This is a genomic window from Paenibacillus sp. MZ04-78.2, assembly GCF_024213375.1.
In the GTDB taxonomy this organism is placed as follows: Bacteria; Bacillota; Bacilli; order Paenibacillales; family NBRC-103111; genus Paenibacillus_G.
The window spans coordinates 49,206-71,120 of sequence record NZ_JANAVJ010000013.1 but is presented as its reverse complement, the minus strand read 5'-3'; the positions used below and the strand labels follow the sequence as shown (position 1 = coordinate 71,120).

17 protein-coding genes are annotated in these 21,915 nt (G+C 55.9%); 15 read left to right on the top strand and 2 right to left on the bottom strand.

The annotated features are described in order from the left end of the window. Positions 1-308 precede the first annotated feature (308 nt). The gene (locus tag NLX71_RS12250; RefSeq protein ID WP_254363921.1) at positions 309-1,127 is read left to right on the top strand and encodes a thioesterase domain-containing protein; all 819 of its coding nucleotides are present in this window, start codon (positions 309-311) and stop codon (positions 1,125-1,127) included. A gap of 76 nt (positions 1,128-1,203) precedes the next feature. Here the strand turns inward: NLX71_RS12250 and NLX71_RS12245 are convergent, their stop codons facing one another. Together NLX71_RS12245 and NLX71_RS12240 are read right to left on the bottom strand one after the other, a co-directional pair. Then, positions 1,204-1,512 (bottom strand): hypothetical protein, encoded by a 309-nt coding sequence (locus NLX71_RS12245; protein WP_254363920.1) that lies wholly within the window; start codon positions 1,510-1,512, stop codon positions 1,204-1,206. A gap of 59 nt (positions 1,513-1,571) precedes the next feature. After that, complete coding sequence (locus NLX71_RS12240) at positions 1,572-1,778, bottom strand: hypothetical protein (protein WP_254363919.1); 207 nt, start codon at positions 1,776-1,778, stop codon at positions 1,572-1,574. Between the two features lie 201 nt (positions 1,779-1,979). Between NLX71_RS12240 and NLX71_RS12235 the strand changes: the two genes are divergently transcribed. From NLX71_RS12235 to NLX71_RS12170, 14 genes are all read left to right on the top strand, one after another. Continuing rightward, positions 1,980-2,567 (top strand): hypothetical protein, encoded by a 588-nt coding sequence (locus tag NLX71_RS12235; protein ID WP_254363918.1) that lies wholly within the window; start codon positions 1,980-1,982, stop codon positions 2,565-2,567. 150 nt (positions 2,568-2,717) lie between these two features. Continuing rightward, positions 2,718-3,272, top strand: a complete 555-nt coding sequence (locus tag NLX71_RS12230) for a ferritin family protein (protein WP_254363917.1) — start codon at positions 2,718-2,720, stop codon at positions 3,270-3,272. A gap of 187 nt (positions 3,273-3,459) precedes the next feature. Further along, the gene (locus tag NLX71_RS12225) at positions 3,460-4,278 is read left to right on the top strand and encodes an electron transfer flavoprotein subunit beta/FixA family protein (RefSeq protein WP_254363916.1); all 819 of its coding nucleotides are present in this window, start codon (positions 3,460-3,462) and stop codon (positions 4,276-4,278) included. Beyond that, entirely contained in the window at positions 4,275-5,552 is a 1,278-nt protein-coding gene (locus NLX71_RS12220; protein WP_254363915.1) for an FAD-binding protein, read from the top strand. Before NLX71_RS12225 ends, NLX71_RS12220 begins: the two co-directional genes overlap by 4 nt. Before the next feature lie 58 nt (positions 5,553-5,610). Then, positions 5,611-5,844 (top strand): phosphopantetheine-binding protein, encoded by a 234-nt coding sequence (locus tag NLX71_RS12215; protein WP_010494739.1) that lies wholly within the window; start codon positions 5,611-5,613, stop codon positions 5,842-5,844. A 10-nt stretch (positions 5,845-5,854) separates the two neighbouring features. Then, a complete protein-coding gene (locus NLX71_RS12210) occupies positions 5,855-7,393 on the top strand; it encodes a class I adenylate-forming enzyme family protein (protein WP_254363914.1) in 1,539 nt (512 codons plus the stop codon). 21 nt (positions 7,394-7,414) lie between these two features. Then, positions 7,415-8,416, top strand: a complete 1,002-nt coding sequence (locus NLX71_RS12205) for an adenine nucleotide alpha hydrolase family protein (RefSeq protein ID WP_254363913.1) — start codon at positions 7,415-7,417, stop codon at positions 8,414-8,416. A 36-nt stretch (positions 8,417-8,452) separates the two neighbouring features. Further along, positions 8,453-10,279 carry a KamA family radical SAM protein gene (locus NLX71_RS12200; RefSeq protein ID WP_254363912.1) on the top strand — a complete coding sequence of 609 codons (1,827 nt, stop codon included), beginning with the start codon at positions 8,453-8,455 and terminating at the stop codon, positions 10,277-10,279. Between the two features lie 40 nt (positions 10,280-10,319). Next, positions 10,320-12,095 (top strand): asparagine synthase (glutamine-hydrolyzing), encoded by a 1,776-nt coding sequence (gene asnB, locus NLX71_RS12195; protein WP_254363911.1) that lies wholly within the window; start codon positions 10,320-10,322, stop codon positions 12,093-12,095. Between the two features lie 4 nt (positions 12,096-12,099). Then, positions 12,100-13,260 carry an acyl-CoA dehydrogenase family protein gene (locus NLX71_RS12190; RefSeq protein WP_254363910.1) on the top strand — a complete coding sequence of 387 codons (1,161 nt, stop codon included), beginning with the start codon at positions 12,100-12,102 and terminating at the stop codon, positions 13,258-13,260. A 27-nt stretch (positions 13,261-13,287) separates the two neighbouring features. After that, complete coding sequence (locus NLX71_RS12185) at positions 13,288-16,506, top strand: non-ribosomal peptide synthetase (RefSeq protein ID WP_254363909.1); 3,219 nt, start codon at positions 13,288-13,290, stop codon at positions 16,504-16,506. A gap of 29 nt (positions 16,507-16,535) precedes the next feature. Continuing rightward, positions 16,536-19,781, top strand: a complete 3,246-nt coding sequence (locus NLX71_RS12180; protein ID WP_254363908.1) for a non-ribosomal peptide synthetase — start codon at positions 16,536-16,538, stop codon at positions 19,779-19,781. A 98-nt stretch (positions 19,782-19,879) separates the two neighbouring features. After that, positions 19,880-20,776 (top strand): thioesterase domain-containing protein, encoded by an 897-nt coding sequence (locus NLX71_RS12175; protein WP_254363907.1) that lies wholly within the window; start codon positions 19,880-19,882, stop codon positions 20,774-20,776. A 13-nt stretch (positions 20,777-20,789) separates the two neighbouring features. Next, positions 20,790-21,902, top strand: coding sequence for a 2-hydroxyacyl-CoA dehydratase subunit D (locus NLX71_RS12170; RefSeq protein WP_254363906.1), 1,113 nt, complete (start codon positions 20,790-20,792; stop codon positions 21,900-21,902). Positions 21,903-21,915: the final 13 nt, after the last annotated feature.

The window sequence follows — 21,915 nt, the reverse complement described above, 5'->3', positions numbered from 1 at the left end:
TTTTACTGGATTTTGATTTGAAAGCATGAATTCTCCAAAACTTACTCCTCGGCTTCCGTGATTTCTCATACCGCATTTCCTAATTTGTTTCCATTTGTAAATCTCTCATCATACCATTTTGTTAACGTTTCAGTGCAAACGTCATCCATTATATTGATATGTCGGTGCTCGGAGGGGGTTAGGCATGAAGCGTATCGCCTTATTATTTCCAGGTCATGGTCCACAATATTCGCGATGGCGCATCGGGGGGGGGCGCATGGACGAGCAGGACAGCTACCTCGGTTGGATGCCTCTGACGCAACGTCGCCATGGGGGCAGCGCTGTCTCTGCGTGCCGTCATGGCCTCCCCGACGATTGAAGAAATGGCGGAGCTGCTCTCTTCCTGGCTTGTCCAGAATGAGGGTGACGGGCCGATGAAGCTGAACGAGCGGGGACGAATGAACGTTTTCTGCTTCCCTCCTTCGGCAGGCTACGGTCTCGTGTATGCCGAAATGGCCAGAATGCTGGAAGCGCAATATGTCGTCTATGCGTTCGATTTCATCGAAGGCTGGCGCGATTACGAGGAGATGCTAAACCGGTACGTCGATGCGATTGTGAGCGTTCAGCGCGCAGCGCCTTATGTGCTGTTAGGCTACTCGCTGGGCGGGAGTTTGGCCCACGAGGTCGCCAAAGCGATGGAGCGCAGGGGATATGCGGTATCGGATATTTTGCTGATCGATGCCGACAGACGGGACAGGACGATGAAAAAGCTTTCCGACGAAGAGCTGGAACGAGGAGTCGATGACATGCTCCGAATCGTCGCCGAACGGGATGCGTCTTTTTTGGCAAACCGGGCCGACCGGGAAAAGGCCAGAACGAAAATTTTGGCTTATGCCACCTATAGCGTTCAACTGGTCAACGAAGGAACGGTGGGGGCTAATCTGCACGCCTTCGTTGCGGAAATGAAAAACGCCAGAGCCGCGGATTGGAAGGAAGCAACGACGGAGCAGGCTGTAGATTACGAACTGGCCGGCGGTCACCTTGACATTTTTGAACCGGCCAATATTGAGCATAATGTCCATGCGATCCGGCTCGTCTTGCAAGACATCCTTCGGGGGGGAACGCTCGCGGCGGACTCCGTACGCTAATGGAAAGCCCTCTTGTTTCAGCCTTTTTGGCGAAAACAAGAGGGCGATTTTTTTGACTGCATCGTTTTCCGCCAGATTACCCTTCCAGCACGTCCGCGCCCAATTCGCCTGCAATCTCCATCATTTTGGGGATTACCGCTTCGTTGGAGCCGGATACGTAAATATCCCCTTGGTAATGCCGGAAAGGGATCTTGCTATCGCCGCAGCTCCACATGAAAAAATCTCCCTCGATGGACATGGTGGTAGCCCCTGTCACCGTAAACACCGAGGTATAAGCAAAGTCGGGTTTGGATGAAAAATACCGTTTGCACTCTTCCAACGAGATGCCTTGCACCGAAGCTCCATTTTCCTTAAATTCTCTTGTAATCCGATAACGTTTACTCATTGAAATCCTCCCGTTTCGTTCAATTTCTAAGGTTCCTTCCAAACAACCAGCCTCGATCGTTAAACCAACATAAGCGTCGTATTCAAGTATTTATTTCCGACGACGATGTCATTCACTCGTTCGATCGTCGTCCCGGTTCTGGGGAGATCGGCGATTCTATGGAGCAGCAGCCACCGAAGACAAGCAATCGCTTCAAACCTCCGTATTTCTTTCGTATCGAATTCACTGCCCGATAAATAGGCATTCCGGAATGCAGAGGCCAGCATTTCTCCACTCTCTTATGGATTCATCCCTGCCGATCATACCATATCAACCTATGTTGCACTAGGCAGAACAAACTCCTTGCAGCGAACAGCGTTTTTCCGTGAATTTGAAAGATTGGAAACATATGTTCTATAATGAAGGTTCGAAACGCAACGGGCCGCGACAAACCGTGCCAGTACAACATAAAAGGAGTCGGATACCCCATGAACGAACCGGATTGGAAAGAAGTAGAGGAAAGGCTTTACCAGGAGAGCGTTTCCGCCATAGAACAATTTTCGGCTGAGCATGCAGACGAAGAAATCTGTTATTTCGCCTTTGATTCCGAGCCGTACTATGGCTACGTGCTTCTATGCTTTGACACGACAGAGAACTCGGTTATGGAGGCGAAACGTTCTGCCGAGTATGCGTATAACGAAACTGCTAAAGCTATCAAGAAAATGAGTTGGTTATCTGCACATTCGTACATGGCCAACGCCAATTTATTGCCATTCACCAATAATACTGGCGACTTTCAATACCAGGGCTACACGCAAGTCAACTTTGAGGGCTGGAGGGAATTTGCAGAAAGCGACGATTATCCGAAGGGATATACGGAAATGCAGGATTATTTGGAAGGCAATCTGTCCATTGTCTTCTGGAAAGTGATTGACCGGCTGATCCGGGAGAAGCATTTTTCCGTTTTGAAAATGGCCTCCCCGTTTTTCGTAGGTTACGGGTTTCACGATCAGGATCAGGTGCTGCTCCGAATTATGAATTGGGACAATGAAGAGGGAAGCGAAGCGCGCGACTGAGACCCAGCGGCGGCAAAAAACAAAAGGAGTTTCACTGACAACGAACAGGATTCAATGGTCTGGGCGATCCTTAGAGATGACAAGTTGCTTTTCCGCGAAGGCCAACATACACTAACACAGATTTCATTCTTTCTTCACGGAGGTTATCTCGTGTATCCATCGGTTTATTATGCTTATCCTTCGCGAAGCTACACATACCCCGTTGCAGCTGTTGGACGGATGTCTCATGCTCACGGCACGGGCTACCACACCCAACCGCCTACCTATAAGACCCTCCAAGAAGCGCTTCCACTGATTAAACAGGCTGTCCAAGGCGAGCGGGAAGACGAGTTGTTCTATGACTACTTAATTTCCGTTGCCCCGTCACAAGAAGAAAAGAACATCATCGCCAGCATTCGGGACGACGAACGCAAGCACAACAAAATGTTTCGAACGATCTATCGGGACTTGACCGGCCAAGTGATCGAAACACCGCAGAATGTATCTTTTGAGAAGCCCCGGTCGTTCATAGACGGGGTGAAGCGGGCGTTTTTCGGGGAATTGAGCGCAATGGAGAAATACCGCATCATCCGGGCGGGCATGCCTAACCGCTACTATCGTGACATGGTGTTTGAAATTCTCACAGATGAATTAAAGCATGCGGACAAGTACAACTATATTTTGAATCTGGACTTGAGCCGAAAAGTGAAAAGAGAAGAAGCTTAGCGATCATGAAAGTCAACACAAACCAAGGGGATTGTCGTCGGGGCGACAGTCTCTTTTTTTATATGGTTATGGCGTTTACAAAATGTTAACAAAGTTTGTGAAGTTCGTCACTACCATAATTACCCAATGTATATATAATATGTATCAAGGGCCCAGATAATTGAAGTGTGCGGGAAGGAGGCTTTCGGTGAACATTGTAGTCTGCGTCAAACAAGTGATGCTGCACGATATGGCGGACGAAAGTAAAGAAACGGGCGATTCAAGCCGGGAAGCGAGCCGGTTGGTCAACAATGCGAACGATTATTTTGCCGTGGAAGAAGCGCTGAAATGGAAGGACCGGTACGGAGGCAGCGTGACGTGTCTGTCGATGGGCCCGGACAAATGCCAAGAGCAGCTTCGCGAAATCGCCGCCTTGGGCGTCGATCGGATCGTACTGCTGTCGGGACGGGATTTTGCCGGGGCGGATACGTTGGCCACTTCGTATACGCTGGCGGCAGGCATTCGCAAGCTAGACGGCTTTCAGCTTGTACTGACCGGCGAACAGTCGCTTGACGGGGAGACCGGCCAAGTCGGCCCGAGCTTGGCGGAGCAGCTCGGCATCGTTCATGTGGCGAACGTAAGCGAAATCTGCTCCGCGCATGACGACCGGGAAATGGTGGTCAAACGGGAGCTGGAGGATCGCGAAATTACGATCAAGCTGCCCTTGCCCGCGCTGTTGTGCATCCGCAAGCATATCAATCAGCCGCGGATACCTTCAGTTATGGGCCTCATGAAGGCAAAGACGGCGCAAATCACGGTTTGGGGTCCGGACGATTTGGGGATAGAGCCGGGACGGATCGGTCTAAGTGGATCGCCTACCCGGGTCGTCGGCGTCTGCCACCCAGCCGGAAAGGAGAGGAAGGCCAACGGGGAAATCGTCCGCTATGCGGACAACCGGCAATGCGCGGCCCGCATTTTGTCCAAAATCGGGGCCTGCGACGACAAAGGAACGGGAGTTTTCACATGAGCCAAATTCGCATTCTCCAATCGAATTGCATCGGATGCGGAACCTGTGTGCAGCTTTGTCCATTTGAAGCTTTGAGTTTGCTGGAAGGCCAGGCGAATGTCGACCAAGCCCGGTGCGTCGTTTGCGGCTCCTGCGTGCCGGTATGCCCGGCGGATGCGATCGTCGACGATTCCTTGCCGGATAACTTTATGCCCGGGGATTCCATGGTCGACTGGTCCATCCCCGACGAATCGGATGTTAAGAGTATCGATAAGAGTAACGAAGCGTCGTCGTTTAGCGGCATTTGCATCTATGCGGAGCATGCCGACGGAGCGCTTGTTCCTTCGGTGCCGGAGGTGATCGGAGCCGCGAGGCACTTGGTCGAAGGAACCGGGCTGCCCGTATCGGCTGTACTCCTCGGCAGCGAGATCGGCCATTTAACCGGCGAGCTGCTGGAGCTCGGCGTGGATGAGGTATGGCTGGTCGACAGCCCGAATCTTCAGCCCTACGCGGAGGACGCGGAAGCCCGCTGCATGAGCGAGCTGCTGGCCGAGATGAAGCCGGACATCGTGCTCGGAAGCGGCACTCGGCGCGGCCGATCGATCTTCCCGAGAGTCGCCGCACGGCTGAATACCGGATTGTGCGCCGACTGTATCAGCTTGTCGCTTGACAAGGAAACGGGCCACCTGGTTGTCACGAGACCCGCTTACGGCGGAAGCATCGTCGCAAAAATCGTCATTCCGCACCAAAGACCGCAAATGGCGACGATCAAGGAGCACGTATTCCGGCCGGCGGCGAAAGTAAGCACCCCTAACGGCATCGTGAGGGATATGAGCTCGCAGATTCGGGTGTCCAAGACGGTGCTTGAAATTTTGGAAATCGTGAAGGGGAGAGCAGACCCCGCCAATCTGTTGCAGGCCGATACGATTGTCGCGGTAGGGAGGGGGATCAAGAAGGCGGAAAATCTGCCGCTCATCTACGAATTCGCCGAAGCGATAGGGGCCAGCGTGGGAGCTACCCGGGCCGCTGTTGATCTGGGCTGGATTCACCCTTCCCATCAGATCGGCCAAACCGGAAGTATTGTGAAGCCCCGCGTCTATTTTGCCTGCGGGATTTCCGGGGCGCTCCAGCATACGGTGGGGATGGAGGAGGCGGAAACGATCATCGCGGTCAATTCCGATCCGAATGCGCCAATTTTCGATCTCGCCACTTATGGGATCGTAGGCGATCTGTTGGAAGTGATCCCGGCATTTATGGAGACGTTGAAAGCGGAGAAGCAGCAAGCAATGATATAACCAAGCAGAGCTGATTGTACCTTTATGGAAAATGGAAAAGTGCGGGAGGCGCAGACCGATGACGGTACGAGAACAAATTTCTGATTATATTCGCGAGCTGACCCACGAGCCAGTAACCGATCCTTCGCTGAATCTGTTCGAAGCAGGCTTGCTGACCTCGCTGGATGTGCTGGATCTGATTTCTTTTCTGGAAGAAACGTTTCGGGTGAGCATTTCCGAGGATGACGTGAACATGGAAAGCCTCGGAACGATGAACGGTGTCGTGTCGCTGGTCGAACGGTTAAGGGCATGAAGGTAGCCGTATGCTGATTCCCAACATGTTGTCCAAGGCTGCGGCAGACGATCCGCAGAAGGAAGCGTTTATCGAGAAGCACAGGCGGTTGACCTTTCGTGAAGCCGACGAGGCTTCGACCAAGCTCGCGCAATTTTTGCTCTCTCAAGGCATTCGCAAAGGCGATCGGTTAGGCATTTTTTCGGCCAAATGCCTCGAAGAAATTATCGTCATCTTGGCGGCGATGAAGATGGGGGCGCTGTTCGTTCATATCAATCCCCATGTCAAAAGCGAGCAGCTGCGTCATATCGTCGCGAACTGCTGGATGCGGGCGCTGTTCGTTCATGAAAGCAAGATTAGCATTCTGAATCAAGCTGATTTGAAAGAAAGCAGCATCGAATTGATCGTTAGATTATCTCAGGCGCAGGCGCAGCACATAGACCGGCTGGAAAATGAACATGATTATGCGCTGGAAGACATTTTACAGTGCGCGTATGCGGATTTTGCGGGCAGCCTTCAGACGGAAGCCGTGCAAGCCGACGATCCGGCGGCGATCCTGTACACCTCCGGCTCTACCGGAAAGCCGAAGGGCATTGTGGTGACGCACCGTATTTTTAGCGAGGCGACGATCACTTCCGCGCAGGTTTTGGAAAACCGGCGCACCGACCGGCTGATCAGCGTGACCCCGTTTTCGTTCGACGGGGCGCTCAGTCAATTGTTCACATCGCTGTATGTAGGCGGAACCTTGGTTTTGCAAGAATCCCTTTTCCCTCATGATATCGTGGAAACGATGCTTCGCGAGCAGATTACCGGCTTCCACGGCGTACCGTCGCTTTGGAGGATGCTCCTCCAAAAACACTCTCCATTGGCGAAGCACCACTACCCTCACCTCAGATACATCTCGATGATCGGCGAACCTTTTCCCCATGATGAGCTAATGAAATTAAAGGCCCTGCTGACGCAGACGAAATTTTATATGATGTACGGCATGACGGAGGCGTTTCGTTCTACCTGCCTGCTTCCCGAAGAGTTCGAACGCAAAATCCCGTCGGTGGGCAAGCCTTTACCTGGCGTGGACATTACCGTCGAAGACGAGGACGGCCGCTTGTGCGGTCCGGGCGAAACCGGCGAAATCGTGCACCGGGGCGCGTTCGTGTCTCCGGGCTATTGGAACGATCCGTCGAAGACGAATGAAATGTTCCGGGGCGGAGCGCTGCATACCGGCGATCTCGGAAAGCTCGACGAGGATGGCTACCTGTATTTTGTCGGACGCAAAGACAAGATGCTGAAATCGCAAGGCTTCCGGTTCAGTCCGGAGGAAGTGGAGGAGCGCTTGTGCCAGATGCCCGGCGTGATCGAGGCTGCGGTCATCGGCAGGCATGATCCGGACAAAGGCAGCAGCTTGAAGGCGCTGGTCGTCACGGAACCGGGGCTCGCGCTGACGGAGAAGGAGGTCATCCGCTACTGCAAATCGGTTCTGCCCTATTACATGATTCCCGACACCGTTCATTTTCGCGAGCCGCTACCCAAGACCGCCAATCTCAAAATCAACCGGTCCGAATTAAGCTAATTCAGAAAGGGGAACCCAACCGTGAAACGGTGCACCTTATGCGTGATGCCCGAAACCTACCCCGGAATCTCGTTCGATTCCGAAGGCGTCTGCTCCTTTTGCAGCAAGCAGAGCGGGAAACAGCCCGTTCCGTCGCTCCCCAAGCTTCAGGCGAAGCTGGATGAAATCATCCGCGAATGCAAGGCGCAGAACCGGAAGTACGATGCGCTGGTCGCCTACAGCGGAGGGAAGGACAGCACGTTCCTGATTCATACGCTCAAGGAAAAGTACGGGCTTCGCATGCTGGCTGTGACGCTCGATAACGGCTTCATGTCGGAAGCTTCGTTTGTAAACATGCGCAAGGTGTTGAACCGCTTGAATGTGGATCATACGATTGTCCGGCCCCGGTACGACCTGATGAAGCAAATTTTTTTGCAGAGCTCCGCGCCCGAGGTTTACCCGACCCATCTGACGCAGTTCGGCAGCGGTATCTGCATCTCGTGCATCCGCATCGTGACGAACATGTGTTTGCGGATCGCGATCGAAAAAGGAATTCCGATGGTCATGCTGGGCAACAGCCCGGGGCAGTTGATCCAATCCGAGAACGAAATCCTGTTTCAGGACAACAAAATTCCGTACGAGCTGCGGAAACATTTGTTCAAGCCGCTCGCGGAGCGCGTGGGGGACGACGTGTATACGTATCTCATGCTGGATAAGGACGAGTACAAAACGAACCCCTTTCCTTATACGATCAACGCTTTCCCGATTATCGGGTACCAGGAGGACGAAATTTACCGTACGATCCGGGAGCTTGGATGGACCAAGCCGGAGGATGTCGATCCGAATTCGACGAATTGCCGGTTGAATTCGCTCGGGATCGTCAAGCACAAGCAGGTTCATCGTTTTCATCCGTACGATTTTGAAATGAGCTTGCTGGTGCGGCAGGGCATCATTACCCGGGAAGAGGCGTTGAAGCGCGTGGAAGACCCGGAGGAAAAAGCGCTGCGGCTCGCCGAGCAGGTGGAGGAGCAATTGCTGAGCTAAGCGTGGCCAATTCACGTTATGGGGCGGAGGCTGCTTATGGCTACTCATGAGAAAATTTCCGAGCTGCTGGACGCCAATCCGGATATTTTGCGATTGCTCGTCGACAGCGAGACGTTAGGCGACGCCCGCAGCCGGATGTTCGGCTACTTGAACGAATGCGAGGACAAGGTGCGGCGAGCCGACTGCCCGCTGCATCCGCTGGAAAAGAAAAATACCCGCGACTGCATCACGGTATTCAAAAGCATTATTTCGGAAACCAACGAGCACAAAACGAAGCACAGCTGCCTGGATACCTTATGGAAGCTGGCTGCCGAGCATTGGCGGCGGCAGGAGTGGCCCGAGGTGACGGATGCGTTTCTCATGGAAATGAAGCACTTGTTCAAGGGGGTGATCGGTCTTTCGGGAATTTATTCGAAATCGGGCATTTGCAAGCGCGAGGTTCCCGCTTTCATGCATCTGGAAGGGCGCGAAGCGGCCGTCGTCCGGTCGGAGCTGCTCAACGTCAAAGCGGACCAGTATGCCGGTTTTATCCGCAAGAACGGTTATAGAAGCGGGCTGGACGACGAGGTTGTCCGGCGCAGGCAGGAGCATCGGCAGCGGATTTTGCAGGCATTGGGAGCCACGGAGCAGGACTGGGCGAATTACCGCTGGCAGTTCAAGCACCGCTTCCGCGATGCCAGCAAAATCGGCGAAATCATCGAGCTGACCGCCGAAGAGAAATCGTGCATTGATGCGGCGATGGCGCAGGGGATTCCTTGCGAGATCACACCGTTTTACCTGTCTATGATGGACCCCGATCCTAAGGAGGACCGGCATCGGCACGACCGGAGTCTGCGGGCGCAGGTCATTCCGAACCGGATCTATCTGGACAAAATGCTGGAAGCCAGGCTGCTCCCGAAGGAAGAGCTGGATTTCATGCACGAGATGGACACTTCACCTACCGACTTTGTGACCCGAAGATATTCGCAGATCGCGATTGTCAAGCCATACCTATGGTGTCCGCAAATTTGCATCTACTGCCAAAGAAACTGGGAGCTGGCGGAGGATTCCTGCGGCAAAGCCGATCCGGCGATTCATAATTTGGCGGAAGCGTACGAGTGGTTCCGGGCGAACCCGGGCATTAGCGAGGTGCTGATTACAGGCGGGGACCCGCTGGCCGTTAGCAACGACAAGCTCGCGTCCATTTTGCAGACGCTTACGGACATGAAGCACATCAAGCGCATCCGCATCGGCACGCGGACGCTTGTCACGGCTCCCATGCGCTTCGACGAGGAACTGCTGTCGATCCTGCGAACGTATCACCGGCCTCCGGAGCAGACGATTACGCTGGTCACTCATGTGCAGCATCCGTATGAGATTTCGCAAGAAATGGCGGACGCGATGCGGAACATCAAGACGATTGGCATCGACGTGTATAACCAGCAGGTGTTCACTATGCAAAACTGCCGGAAGTTCGAGACGTGCTTTTTGCGGGAATCGCTGAAGGGGATCGGCATTTCGCCCTACTATTTGTTCAATCTGAAGGGAAAAGAGGAGACGGCGGACTTCAAGGTGCCCGTAGCCCGGCTGCTTCAGGAGCAGAAGGAGGAGGCGCGGTTAATGCCGGGGCTGGTGCGGACCGACAAACCGGTGTTTAACGTGCCTACCCTTGGGAAGAACGAGCTGAACGCTTGGCAGGACCATGAGATCATTATGATTTTGAACGACGGGAGCCGGATTTACGAATTTTATCCTTGGGAAAAATATATGGCCCCGGTCAATACGTACGTGTACAAGGATACGCCGATATACGATTTCCTGCGCCGATTGGAAGCCTTGGGGGAAAATCCGGACGATTACAAGACGATCTGGTATTATTTTTGACTTCTGATCCGCCACACGGAACCGAAAGGAGGGAACCCCAATGTGCGGCATTTGCGGAGCGTACCACTATGGGAAGGAATCGCCCGTCTCGGAAGCGGTGTTGAACCGGATGAACGAGGCGCTGGCGCATCGCGGTCCGGACGGCCAGGGCGTGTTCGTCGATACGTTTATCGGGCTCGGGCACCGGCGGCTGTCGATCATCGATCTTCAGAACGGCAAGCAGCCGATGACGAACGAGGATCATACCGTCTGGGTCACCTACAACGGCGAGATTTACAATTTCCGCGAGCTGAAGCGCGATCTGGAGAACAAAGGCCACCGCTTCGTGACGGATTGCGACACCGAGGTCATCGTGCACAGCTATGAGGAGTACGGCCCGGACTGTGTGAGCAGGTTCAACGGCATGTTTGCTTTTGCGATCTGGGATGAGAAGACGGAGACGCTCTTTCTGGCCCGCGACCGGCTGGGGGTCAAGCCGCTCTACTACAGCTTATCCGATCAAGCGCTGTTGTTCGCGTCGGAGGTCAAAGCGATCCTGCAGCACCCGGATATCCGGGCGGAAGCGGAGCCGGCGGCCATTCCGGAGTATTTGTTCTGCACCGCGCTTTTGAACGAACACACGATGTTCAAGCATATTCAGTCCGTTCCGCCGGGCCATACGCTGCTGTTCCGCAACAAGACGAAGCGGCTTATTCCGTACTGGGATATCGTTTTGCGGCAGTCGGCGGAAGAGCCTCAGACGTTCGGCGAGTACAAAGAGCATACGCTCGCGCTTCTTCAAGAGTCGGTGCGCATGCGGCTGATGAGCGACGTACCGTTCGGCTCCCTGCTCAGCGGAGGGCTGGACTCCAGCTTAATTACCGCCCTCGCTGCGGGGCATGCGTCCCACCGGCTGAAAACTTTTTCGATGGAGTACGGCAAGAACAGCGAGGTTGCGGGGGCCAACTCGGATACGATCTACGCCCGGCTGATGGCGGACGCCTTGCAAACCGACCATAAGGAATTTATTTTCCGGCCGGAGGACTACCACGACATGCTGGAAAAGACGACCTGGCACGTGGAAAAGCCGGTCGATCTGACGACCCCTTCCGTGTATCTGCTGTATCAAAGATTAAAAAGCGACGTCACCGTCGTCCTGTCGGGCGAAGGGTCGGATGAGCTGTTCGGCGGATATTTCTTCTTCCTGAATCAAAAGCCCGCAAGCGAGCTGACGGAATTTCCGTGGGCGCCGTATCTCCAAGAGGTGTCCGGCTTGTTGAATCCCGACGTTGCCAGACAAACCCGGTTCAAGGAAAACGTGTCCTCGGCGTTGCGCGACATGACTTCCCGGTTCGAGACCGACGACGAGCTTAACAAAGTGCTGTACTTGTTCATCAAGCTGTATTTGCTGGAAATGCTGGAGAGGCAGGACAAAACGAGTATGGCTTGGGGCATCGAGGCGCGGGTTCCTTTTCTCGACTACCGTATCGTCGACTATGTGGCGAATATTCCATCGGCCTACAAGCTCAAGGACGACAAGGAGAAAATCATCCTGAAAGAAATCGCCAGAGAGCTGCTGCCGAAGGAGATCGTCGAGCGGAAGAAACGGCCGTTCCCGTTCCCGGTCGATCCGAAATCGGTCGTCGTCCAGAAAAACATCGCCAATGAGCTGATTCAATCGGGCAATTCCAAAATTTCCGCTTACTTCGACAAACGGGCGGCCAATGATTTTTTCAACAAAAAGAACGGGTATGAGCATATGGACAATCTGGCGATTTTCAGAACGTCGCACGCTTTGATCGCGCTGGAATGCTGGCACAAAACGTTTGGAGTGTGAGGATATGGAACTGGAATACGGGGAAGTGCGGAAGGCGGTTTTTGATACGGCCGAGGCCTTCATTAAGCGAAAGGTCCGGCCTATCGCAAGCGAAACGGATGAGCGCGAGCAATTTCCGCTGGAAAATATTCAGGAAATGGGACGCCTCGGCCTGCTGGGCATTCCGTATCCGAAGGAGTACGGAGGCCTGGATCTGGACTATGCGACGTATACCGGCTTCGTGAAGGAGCTGGCCAAGGCGTGCGCCTCCACCGCGATGACCGTCGTCGCGCACACCAGCTTAACCTGCAACCCGGTCAGCGCCTTCGGCACGGAGGAGCAGAAAGCGAGCTACTTGCAGCCCATGCTTTCCGGGGACAAAATCGGCGCCTTCGCGCTGACGGAGCCGGGCAGTGGATCGGATATGTCGTCGATGCAGACGAAGGCGGTCGAAGCGGACGATCATTATGTGCTCGACGGCGCGAAAATTTTTGTGACGAACGGCAACTATGCGGACTACTTCATCGTGCCCGCCAAGACGGCGCCCGAGAAGAAGCTGCTCGGCATCAGCGTATTTTTGCTGGAAAAAGGAATGCAGGGCCTGTCCACGTCCGGCAAAAAAGAGCGGAAGCTCGGGATGCGAAGCTCCGATACGGGCGAGCTGATTCTGGACGGCGTCAAGGTTCCGAAGACCAGCCTCATTGGGCGAAAAAATTTCGGTCTGGACATCCTGCACCAGACGCTTGTTAGCGCCCGGCTGGGGATGGCGGCGATTGCCGTCGGCATCGCGGAGGAGGCCAAGCAGCACTGTATCGGCTACGTCAAGCAAAGAAAGCAGTTCGATCAATATCTTTACCATTTTCAGTCGGTGAAAAATATGCTGGCGAATATGGAGATGAATATCAACGCCGCCGATCTGCTGCTAAAAAAAGCGGCCCGGATGAAGGACAGCGGGGAGAAATACGCGAAGGAGGCGTCGGAGGCCAAGCTGTTCGCCTCGGAGGTGGCAACCCAAGTGACGAAGGACGCGATCCAACTGTTCGGCGGATACGGCTATTCCAGAGACCTGCCGCTGGAGCGATTTTTCCGGGATGCGAAGCTGACGGAGATCGGAGACGGAACGTCAGAAATTCAGCGGTTGATCATTGCGGACGAACTCGTTAAGCGAGGAAGCCGAAGCTCTTAAGGAAATCAGGACGAAAGGATGAATCTCATGACGAAACGGGCAAAACGCAAGTACCCGGCGATTTCGCGTCAAAGCGAGCAGCCGAGCTATCCGCTTTCCTTCCAGCAGGAGCGGGTGCTGTACCTCTCCGAGCTGCTGCCGGGCAGCACGCTGTGGAACAAAATTTCCTGCAAGCGCGTGACGGGGCACATCGATTCGGAGGCCTTGCGGCAAGCGGTGGGCGACTTGATCGGTCGGCATGCGGCGCTGCGGACGAGAGTGAGCTATGAGAACGGCGCTCCGCTTCAAACATTCGATCAGACGCTGGAAGCGATTTTCCAACGGATCGACAGTTCGGCGGAGGAGGCGGAGCTGCAGGATGAAGCGGCTCTGCGGAAGCTGGCGGAAGTGTGCCGGGAGCCGATTGACGTGAGCGGCGACCCGCTCTTCCAAGTGATCGTCGTGCCGATGGGAGGCGCGGGGGCTGCCGAATGCCTCGTCATTTTGAAGCTGCATCATATTATTTCCGACGAGACGACGTTTCAGCTTCTCTGGCGCGATTTAAAAGCATTCTACAATGCGCGCATGGGCGTGACCGGCGGGGAAGAGCTCAAGCCGCTCGCGGTCGATTACGCGGATTACGTAAGCTGGCAGCGGTCGGCCTTCGACGAGGCGCATACGCAGGAGCAGGAGGCTTATTGGCTCAAGCAGTTTCAAGGGGAGCTGCCGGTGCTCGATCTGCCGACGGATTTCCAGGAGCCGGCGCAGCTCAGCTTCCGGGGAGCGCTTGAAATCCGGGCGCTGCCGGGCGATCTGGTGAAGAAGCTGCGGTCGCTCTGCATGCGGCATAAGGTGATCCCTTTCTCGGCGTTGCTGTGCGCGTATTATGTGCTTTTGCAGAAGTGCTCCCGCCAGCAGGACGTCGTGGTCGGGACGGTATTTTCGGGAAGGCATTACAGCTCCAGTCTGGCCCAGACCGCCGGCTTCTTCGTCAACACCGTGGCGATCCGGATGGAGGTGGATGGGGAAGCTGCCTTTGACGAGCTGCTGAAGCGCGTGCACGACAAAGTCGACGAAGCGCATTACATGCAGGACTATCCGTTCGAACGGCTGATCCAGAAGCTGAACCCGGAGCGGCGCAGCGTGCGCAATCCGTTGTATCGCGCCATGTTCAACCTCGTTAGCTCCGCCAAGGAAAAAGAAACGTTCGCCGGTGCGGAGGAGGCTTGGGAGGAGCCGGCGCTGGATGCGACCCAGGTGGATCTGCTGCTAAACATCCATCAGCAGGATGACGTGATGGAAATGCGGTTGGAATATAATACGGACCTGTTCCGCCGGGAAACCGTCCGGCACTTGATGGATTTATATGTGACCCTGCTAAGAAAGCTGGTGGAGCATCCCGAGGTTCAAGTAAAAGAGCTGGATATGCTGGACCCGCAGGAGCGCAAGCGGCTGCTGACCGAGTGGACCCGGACCGAGGCGGATGTTCCCCGCGAAGCATGCGTTCACGAGCTGTTCGAAGCGCAGGCGGAGAAGACGCCGGAACGCGTCGCGCTGGCCTTTGGCGAGCGGACGATGACCTACGGGGAGCTGAACGCCCAAGCGAACCGGCTGGCTCGTACGCTGCAAGACCGCGGAGTCGCCGCCGAGGGCGTCATCGGGGTGATGACGGAGAGGTCGTTTGCGATGGTGATCGGCATTCTCGCGGTGCTTAAGGCCGGAGGAGCGTATCTTCCCATCGATCCCGGGTTCCCGGAGGAGCGCAAGCGGTTCATGCTGGAGGACAGCGGAGCCCGCGTCCTGCTTGTTCCGCCCGGCGAGGGCGAAACGGCGGAAGGCTTACCTGTTCCGACGCTCGCGATTGAGGAGAAGGCCGAAGGGGATAGCTCGAATCTCAGCGGTGTGAGCGTCCCGAGCGATCTGGCGTATATCCTGTATACGTCGGGCTCGACCGGCAAGCCCAAAGGGGTCATGGTGGAGCATAGCTCGCTCGTTAATACGCTGGCCCATTTGCAGAGATCGTTTCCTTTGGCGCAGGAAGACGCGTATCTGCTCAAAACGTCATTTACTTTCGACGTGTCCATGAGCGAATTGTTCGGCTGCTTCTTTACGGGCGGTAAGCTCGTCATTCTGGAGCCGGGAGCCGAGAAGGAGCCGACGAAAATGATCGAGACGATCCGGCGTCATCAAGTGACGCATATCAATTTCGCGCCATCCATGCTGCAATCGTTTATGGATGTGGCTGAGAGCAAGGAAGCTGCTCCCGCATTGCAAAGCTTGAAATATGTGTTTGCCGCCGGAGAGGCGTTAGGCGCTCACACGGTCCTAACATTTCAGTCCTTGGGGCTTCAGGCGCAGCTGGTCAATCTGTACGGTCCGACGGAAGCGACGATCTATGCGACGGGCTTCGCTTTTAGGGGCGGCGAAGAGCTGCACCGGGTGCCCATCGGGAAGCCGGTTGGCAACATGCGGGCGTACATTGTCGACGAGCATATGAACTTGCAGCCGGTCGGGGTGGACGGCGAGCTGTGCCTTGCCGGGAAAGGGCTGGCGAGGGGTTATTTGAACCAGCCGGAGCTGACGGCGCAAGCATTCGTAGACCATCCGTTCTGCCCGGGCGAGAAGCTGTACCGGACAGGGGATTTGGCCCGTTGGCAGGAGGATGGAAATATCGTCTTCCGGGGGCGGATCGACCAGCAGGTCAAGCTGCGGGGCTTCCGGATCGAGCTGGAGGAAATCGAGAAGACGCTGCTGCTGCACCCGTCGGTACGGGGAGCTGCCGTTGCGGTGAAAGAAGATTCGGCCGGTCTCGAATGTCTCGTCGCTTATATTGTGACCGACGAAGAGAAGCCGGACGAGGAGTGGACCGGGCATCTCGGGCATTGGCTGCCGTCCTACATGCTTCCGACCCGTTACATGAGACTGGAAAAGCTGCCTTTAAGCACGAGCGGCAAAGTGGACCGCAAAGCGCTGCCAGCGCCGGAAGCCGCCTTGTCGCCCCAACCGGCGGACGATGGGCCTGTGACAGAGATCGAGAAGAAGCTGATCGAAATTACGGAAAACATCCTGAACATGCAAGGCATCGGTGTGAACGACAACTTCTTCCGGCTGGGCGGCAATTCCTTATTAACGATCCGGTTCGTTTCCGATATCGAGAGCGCGTTCCAGATTAGCTTGACCTTGATGGATTTTATCGATTTGCCGGTGATTAAGGACATTGCCAAAATCATCGAGCCTCTGCTTCCCAAGGCCGTACCGCAAGCTTAACGACAGGGAAGCCCGAAAGGTTGGTTGCTATGGGCAAACGCCTGCGTAAATATCCGGACATCCCCCGCCAAAGGGCAAGACCGCATTATCCGCTTTCGTTCCAGCAGGAACGGGTGCTGTACTTATCCGAGCTGCTGCCGGACAGCGCGGTCTGGAATTTAATTTCCTGCAAACGGCTGACGGGTCCCGTCGATTCGGACGCCTTATTGTGGGCGGCCGAAGATTTGACCGAGCGGCACCCCGCGCTGCGGACGAAAGTAAGCTATGCGGGCGGTGCGCCCGTTCAGTCGTTCGACGAAGCGATGGAGCGCATTTACCGCTGCGTCGACTTGTCGGCGGAGCCGGGGGAGGAGCGGGAAGCGAAGGCCCTGCGCCTGTTGTCCGAAGCGAGCCTGAAGCCGGTCGACCTGCGCCGGGGGCCGCTGTTTCAGATCAGTTGGATACGTATGGGCGAAGCGGAGGGAATGCTGATCCTCAAGCTGCATCATATCATCTCGGATGCCACGACCTTCCAGCGCATTTGGCACGACTTCAAATGGTTCTACAACGCGCATGCGGGCGTAGCGATCGGCAAGGAGCTGCCCGCGCCGGGAATCCGGTATGCGGACTATGTGCTGTGGCAGCGGGAAACGTTCGATGAGGCGCATACCGGGGAGCAGGAAGCGTATTGGCTGAAGCAGTTTCAGGGCGAGCTGCCCGTGCTTGAGCTGCCGACGGATTTCCCGGCCCGGCCCGGGCTCAGCTTCGCAGGGGCGCTTGAAATTCAGTCGATCCCCCGCGAGGTGGTTCAGGGGCTGCGGACGCTTTGCATGCAGAAGCGGGTGATCCCGTTTTCCGCGCTGCTTTGCGCTTACTATGTGCTGCTGCACAAATGCTCGCGCCAGAACGATGTCGTGGTGGGCACGGTGTTTGCGGGAAGGCATTACAGCCCGGAGCTCCGGCAAGCGGTCGGTTTTTTCGTAAACACCGTTGCCATCCGGATGGAGGTGGACGGGGAAGCAGCCTTTGACGAGCTGCTCCGCCGGGTGCACGAGCAAGTGGACGAAGCCTACGATATGCAGGATTATCCGTTTGAACGGCTCATTCATAAGCTGAATCCCGACCGCAGCAGCAGCCGGAATCCGTTGTTCCGCGTCATGTTTAACATGGTCGTTGCGGGCAAGGAAGAAGCGGCGTTCGCCGGGGCGAAGGAAGGTTGGATCGAGCCGGATATGGATGCGACCCAAGTCGATCTGCTGTTCGATATCCATCAAGAGGACGACGCGATGGAAATCCGGGTGGAGTACAACACGAACTTGTTTCGCCAGGAAACGGTCCAGCGGCTTATTGGCTTCTACGTGAACCTGCTTCGAGCGGTGATTGAACAGCCCGAGGCCCGGGTGAAGGAGCTTCGGATGCTTGACCCGGCAGAACGGAACCGGCTGCTTGCGGACTGGAACCGTACGGGGGCGGCGTATCCGCGCGAAGCATGCATCCATGAGCTGTTCGAGGAACAGGCGCGGAAGACGCCGGAACGAGTCGCGCTATGGCATGAAGGCAAGGAGCTGACCTACCGGGAACTGAACGAGCGGGCGAACAAGCTCGCCGGAATGATCCGCAGCAAGGGGAGCGGTGCGGACCAGATTGTCGGCGTTGCGGCCGAGCGGTCCTTTGAAATGGTGGTCGGAATGCTCGCGGTATTGAAAGCGGGCGGCGCGTATATGCCCATTGATCCCGGTTATCCCGAGGATCGGATCAAGTATATGCTGCAGGACAGCGGAGCCAAGGTCGTGCTCGTTCAGAAGGGGAGGCTGAACGCAGGCAAGCTGCAAGCGGAGATCACTGCCATCGAAATCGGGGAGGAAGAACGGTTCCTACATAGCCCCGATAACTGGAAAAGCGATACGCATGCGCGAAGTCTCGCCTACGTGATGTACACGTCGGGCTCGACCGGACGGCCGAAAGGCGTTATGGTGGAGCACCGGAACGTTGTGAGGCTAGTCCAAAATACCGATTACGTCCGTTTCGAGGACAACGACGCGATTTTGCAGACGGGGGCCCCGGCGTTCGACGCCACAACGTTCGAAATATGGGGCGCGCTCCTGAACGGAATCAAGCTGTATGTGACAAGCGATAACGTACTGCTCAACGCGGACCATCTCGGCCGATTTATCGCGAACCATGGCATAAGCCATCTCTGGTTGACAGCGCCGCTGTTCAACCAGCTTTCGGACATGAAGCTGGAGTTGTTCGCTCCTCTGAAAGTTCTGCTGATCGGAGGCGACGCCTTGTCTGTCCGGCATGTCAACAAGGTGCTGGCGGCCGTCCCCGGCCTTCGCATCCAGAACATGTACGGGCCGACGGAAAACACGACGTTTTCCACCTGTTACCCCATCACCGGGCCGCATGAAACGAACGTTCCGATCGGCAAGCCGATCCGCCATTCCACAGCGTACATTGTCGACGCTTACGGGGAGCTTCTGCCTGTCGGCGTGCCCGGCGAATTGTGCGTCGGGGGAGACGGCGTCGCCCGCGGGTACTTGAATCGGCCCGAACTGACGGCGCAGAAGTTCGTGGATAATCCGTTCGAGCCCGGGTCGAAGATGTACAGGACGGGGGATCTTGCCCGCTGGCTTCCCGACGGCCATATCGAGTTCATGGGCCGGATGGATAACCAGATCAAGCTGCGGGGCTTCCGCATCGAGCTTGGGGAGATTGAGGCGAAGCTGGCGGAGCATCCGCACGCGAAAGAAGTCGTCGTGACGGTAAGGGAGGAGCGTCCGGGGGACAAAGCGTTATGCGCGTATTTCGTCGCAGACCGGGACATCCCGGCCTCCGAATGGCAAGCCTATCTCGCCAAGACGCTGCCGGAGTACATGATTCCTGCCGCCTTTGTGCAGATCGACAAGATGCCGCTTAAGGAAACCGGAAAAATCGACAAGGGGGCGCTTCCCGAGCCGAACGGAGCGATACCTTCACCGGGGGAGCTCTGCAATCAGGGGGGACGTCACCTGTCGCCTCGCGACCCATGGTCTCATCCGGCCTCTTCCGCCTCCGCCACAAGGATTGAAGCGCAATTGATCGGAATCGTGGAAAACCTATTGCATACGGAGGGCATCGGGCCGGACGATAACTTTTTCCTGTGCGGCGGCAATTCGCTGGCGCTCATCCGCTTGGTCGCGGAAATGGAGGCTGCTTTCGGCGTCGTCCCCTCGATCATGGAAATCAGAGAAGCGCCTGTCATTTCCGAGTGGGCCAGAAAGGTGGAAAGCTTGCAGAAGCAAGCAGCGCTCTAACCCGACCGCCGGTTTAGGGGGGACCGGGGAAGGGAGGCATAGGTATCGCCATACGGGGAGAGCGCAATAGGAGTCTTTCGGGAAAGGAGAGGAAGACCGTGAACATTCAATACCATTATAAAAAAGCGGCCGTTTTGTTGAAGCGGGGGCGGTCGTCCGGCGCAACTCCAATATTTTTCGTGCATGACGGAACGGGAAGGATTGAAGGCTACTTCAAGGTGGTCGAGCTTGTCGAACATTCGTTCGCCGTATATGGCATTACGCTGGACGAACGGGTCGGATACGCGCCGCAAAATATTTCGATTGAAGAGTTGGCTGTTAGTTATATCGAACAAGTGAAGCAGGTTCAGCCCGGAGGGCCGTATTTTATCGCCGGTTGGTCGATCGGGGGAACGATTGCGGCGGAGATGGCACGCATCCTGGAAGCCGAGGGGGAGGAGATCGGCTGCTGCGTCCTGGTAGACGCGCCGCCTCCGGGCTATTACCCGCGGCAAGACGCGCAGCCGTTCTCGGCCGAGTCCGAGACGGACTACATCCGTCCGTTTCTGCACAACGAGGAGCTGCTCAAGCGCTGGAGCCGGAGCCGGAGCGCTCAAGCGTTCTGGACCGCCGTCGCGGACACGCTTCAGCCCCCGGACTTCGACCGGACTTCCTTTCTCCGCTATGTCCGCGAGGAATGGGCCGACATCTTCCCGGACGGAAGCGGACTGTCGCTGCATCAGCTATTTTGCGCGGTGAATATCGTCCGCACGCTGCACCGGGCGCGGGCAGCCTACGTTCCGAGGGGGAGCATCGATTCGCCGGTTCATGTGTTTCAGGCCACCGAGTCGCCGCTGGAGGGAATGGACCGCTGGGGACGGTATTGCGCGCATCCGGTGTATATTCCGGCGGAGGGAAACCATTACTCGCTGTTTGATGCAAGGCATTCGCCGGCCTTCGCCCGGCAATTCAACCGCATCCTGGAAGGTGCCGCCGCCCCAAAGAAATCTGGTTAAGAGGAGAGCGCTTATGAAAGAAATGGTGGAACGAATTGTCGAACTGAATGTTAGCCGGCTGGACGCCTTGAAAGCTGTGGATAAGCCCAAGATCGGATGGACATCGATCTATACGCCGGAAGAAATTTTATATGCGGCGGGCTTCATTCCTTTTCGGATCATGGGGACGACCGCCAACAACACATCGGAGGCGGGCGCGCTGCTGGGCAGTAACTACTGTTCTTATTTGCTCAATTGCCTGGGAGAAGGCATGAACGGCGTCTACGATTTTACGGACGGGATCGTGTTCGTCGACGAATGCGATTGGAGAAAACGGCTGCACGAGACGTGGACCGACCGGATTCAACCGAAATACAGCTTCTTCCTGGAGCTTCCGAAAGCTCTCAATCCGATCTCCCGGGACTATTTTCGGAAGCAGGTCCGCCACATGATCGAATCGCTGGAGCAGCATTTCGGCTGCCGCATTACGGAGGAGTCGTTGCGGGAGGCAATCCGCCTGTTTAACGAAACGCGCCGGCTGCTGCAGCGGATGCACGAATTGCGGAAGCGGGACCTGATGTCGCTCACGGGGAGCGAATTACTGAACATTGTAAAATCCAGCACGGCCGGCATGAGACAGCAATACAATCAAGAGCTGTCCCTGCTGCTCGGCGCGATGGAAGCCCAGCGGGAAACCAAAAAAACCAAGCCGCACAAAGTGCTGATCTGCGGCAGTTATTTCGATCATGATAATATTGTCGACGCCATCGAGCAGACCGGAGCGAAGGTCGTCTGCATGGACATCACCAACGGCGTCAAATATTTCGAAGGGCAGGTCGACGAGCACCGTGATCCGGTCGAAGCCATCGCCGATTACTATTTTGACAAAGCGACCTGCGCCCGGATGTTCGAATCGGATATACGGCTGAACCATTTGGTCAAGCTGATCGACGAATACGATATCGATTCGGTCATCTACTTTTCGCTCAAGTTTTGCGACATTTATTCGATGGATTACCCGTACATCCAAAGCAAGCTCATCGAGAAGGGCACGCCCGTGCTGCTGGTCGAAGGCGAGTGCAGCATGACGAATATCGAAAGCATCCGCACCCGGATTCACACGTTTCTCGAAACGATGATGTATTAGAAAAGGAGAAGAG

Coding starts and splice junctions, on each gene's coding strand:
- NLX71_RS12250 (WP_254363921.1), top strand. CDS start 309: ATGGGGGCAGCGCTGTCTCTGCGTGCCGTCATGGCCTCCCCGACGATT.
- NLX71_RS12245 (WP_254363920.1), bottom strand. CDS start 1,512: ATGAGTAAACGTTATCGGATTACAAGAGAATTTAAGGAAAATGGAGCT.
- NLX71_RS12240 (WP_254363919.1), bottom strand. CDS start 1,778: ATGCTGGCCTCTGCATTCCGGAATGCCTATTTATCGGGCAGTGAATTC.
- NLX71_RS12235 (WP_254363918.1), top strand. CDS start 1,980: ATGAACGAACCGGATTGGAAAGAAGTAGAGGAAAGGCTTTACCAGGAG.
- NLX71_RS12220 (WP_254363915.1), top strand. CDS start 4,275: ATGAGCCAAATTCGCATTCTCCAATCGAATTGCATCGGATGCGGAACC.
- NLX71_RS12215 (WP_010494739.1), top strand. CDS start 5,611: ATGACGGTACGAGAACAAATTTCTGATTATATTCGCGAGCTGACCCAC.
- NLX71_RS12210 (WP_254363914.1), top strand. CDS start 5,855: ATGCTGATTCCCAACATGTTGTCCAAGGCTGCGGCAGACGATCCGCAG.
- NLX71_RS12200 (WP_254363912.1), top strand. CDS start 8,453: ATGGCTACTCATGAGAAAATTTCCGAGCTGCTGGACGCCAATCCGGAT.
- asnB (WP_254363911.1), top strand. CDS start 10,320: ATGTGCGGCATTTGCGGAGCGTACCACTATGGGAAGGAATCGCCCGTC.
- NLX71_RS12190 (WP_254363910.1), top strand. CDS start 12,100: ATGGAACTGGAATACGGGGAAGTGCGGAAGGCGGTTTTTGATACGGCC.
- NLX71_RS12185 (WP_254363909.1), top strand. CDS start 13,288: ATGACGAAACGGGCAAAACGCAAGTACCCGGCGATTTCGCGTCAAAGC.
- NLX71_RS12180 (WP_254363908.1), top strand. CDS start 16,536: ATGGGCAAACGCCTGCGTAAATATCCGGACATCCCCCGCCAAAGGGCA.
- NLX71_RS12170 (WP_254363906.1), top strand. CDS start 20,790: ATGAAAGAAATGGTGGAACGAATTGTCGAACTGAATGTTAGCCGGCTG.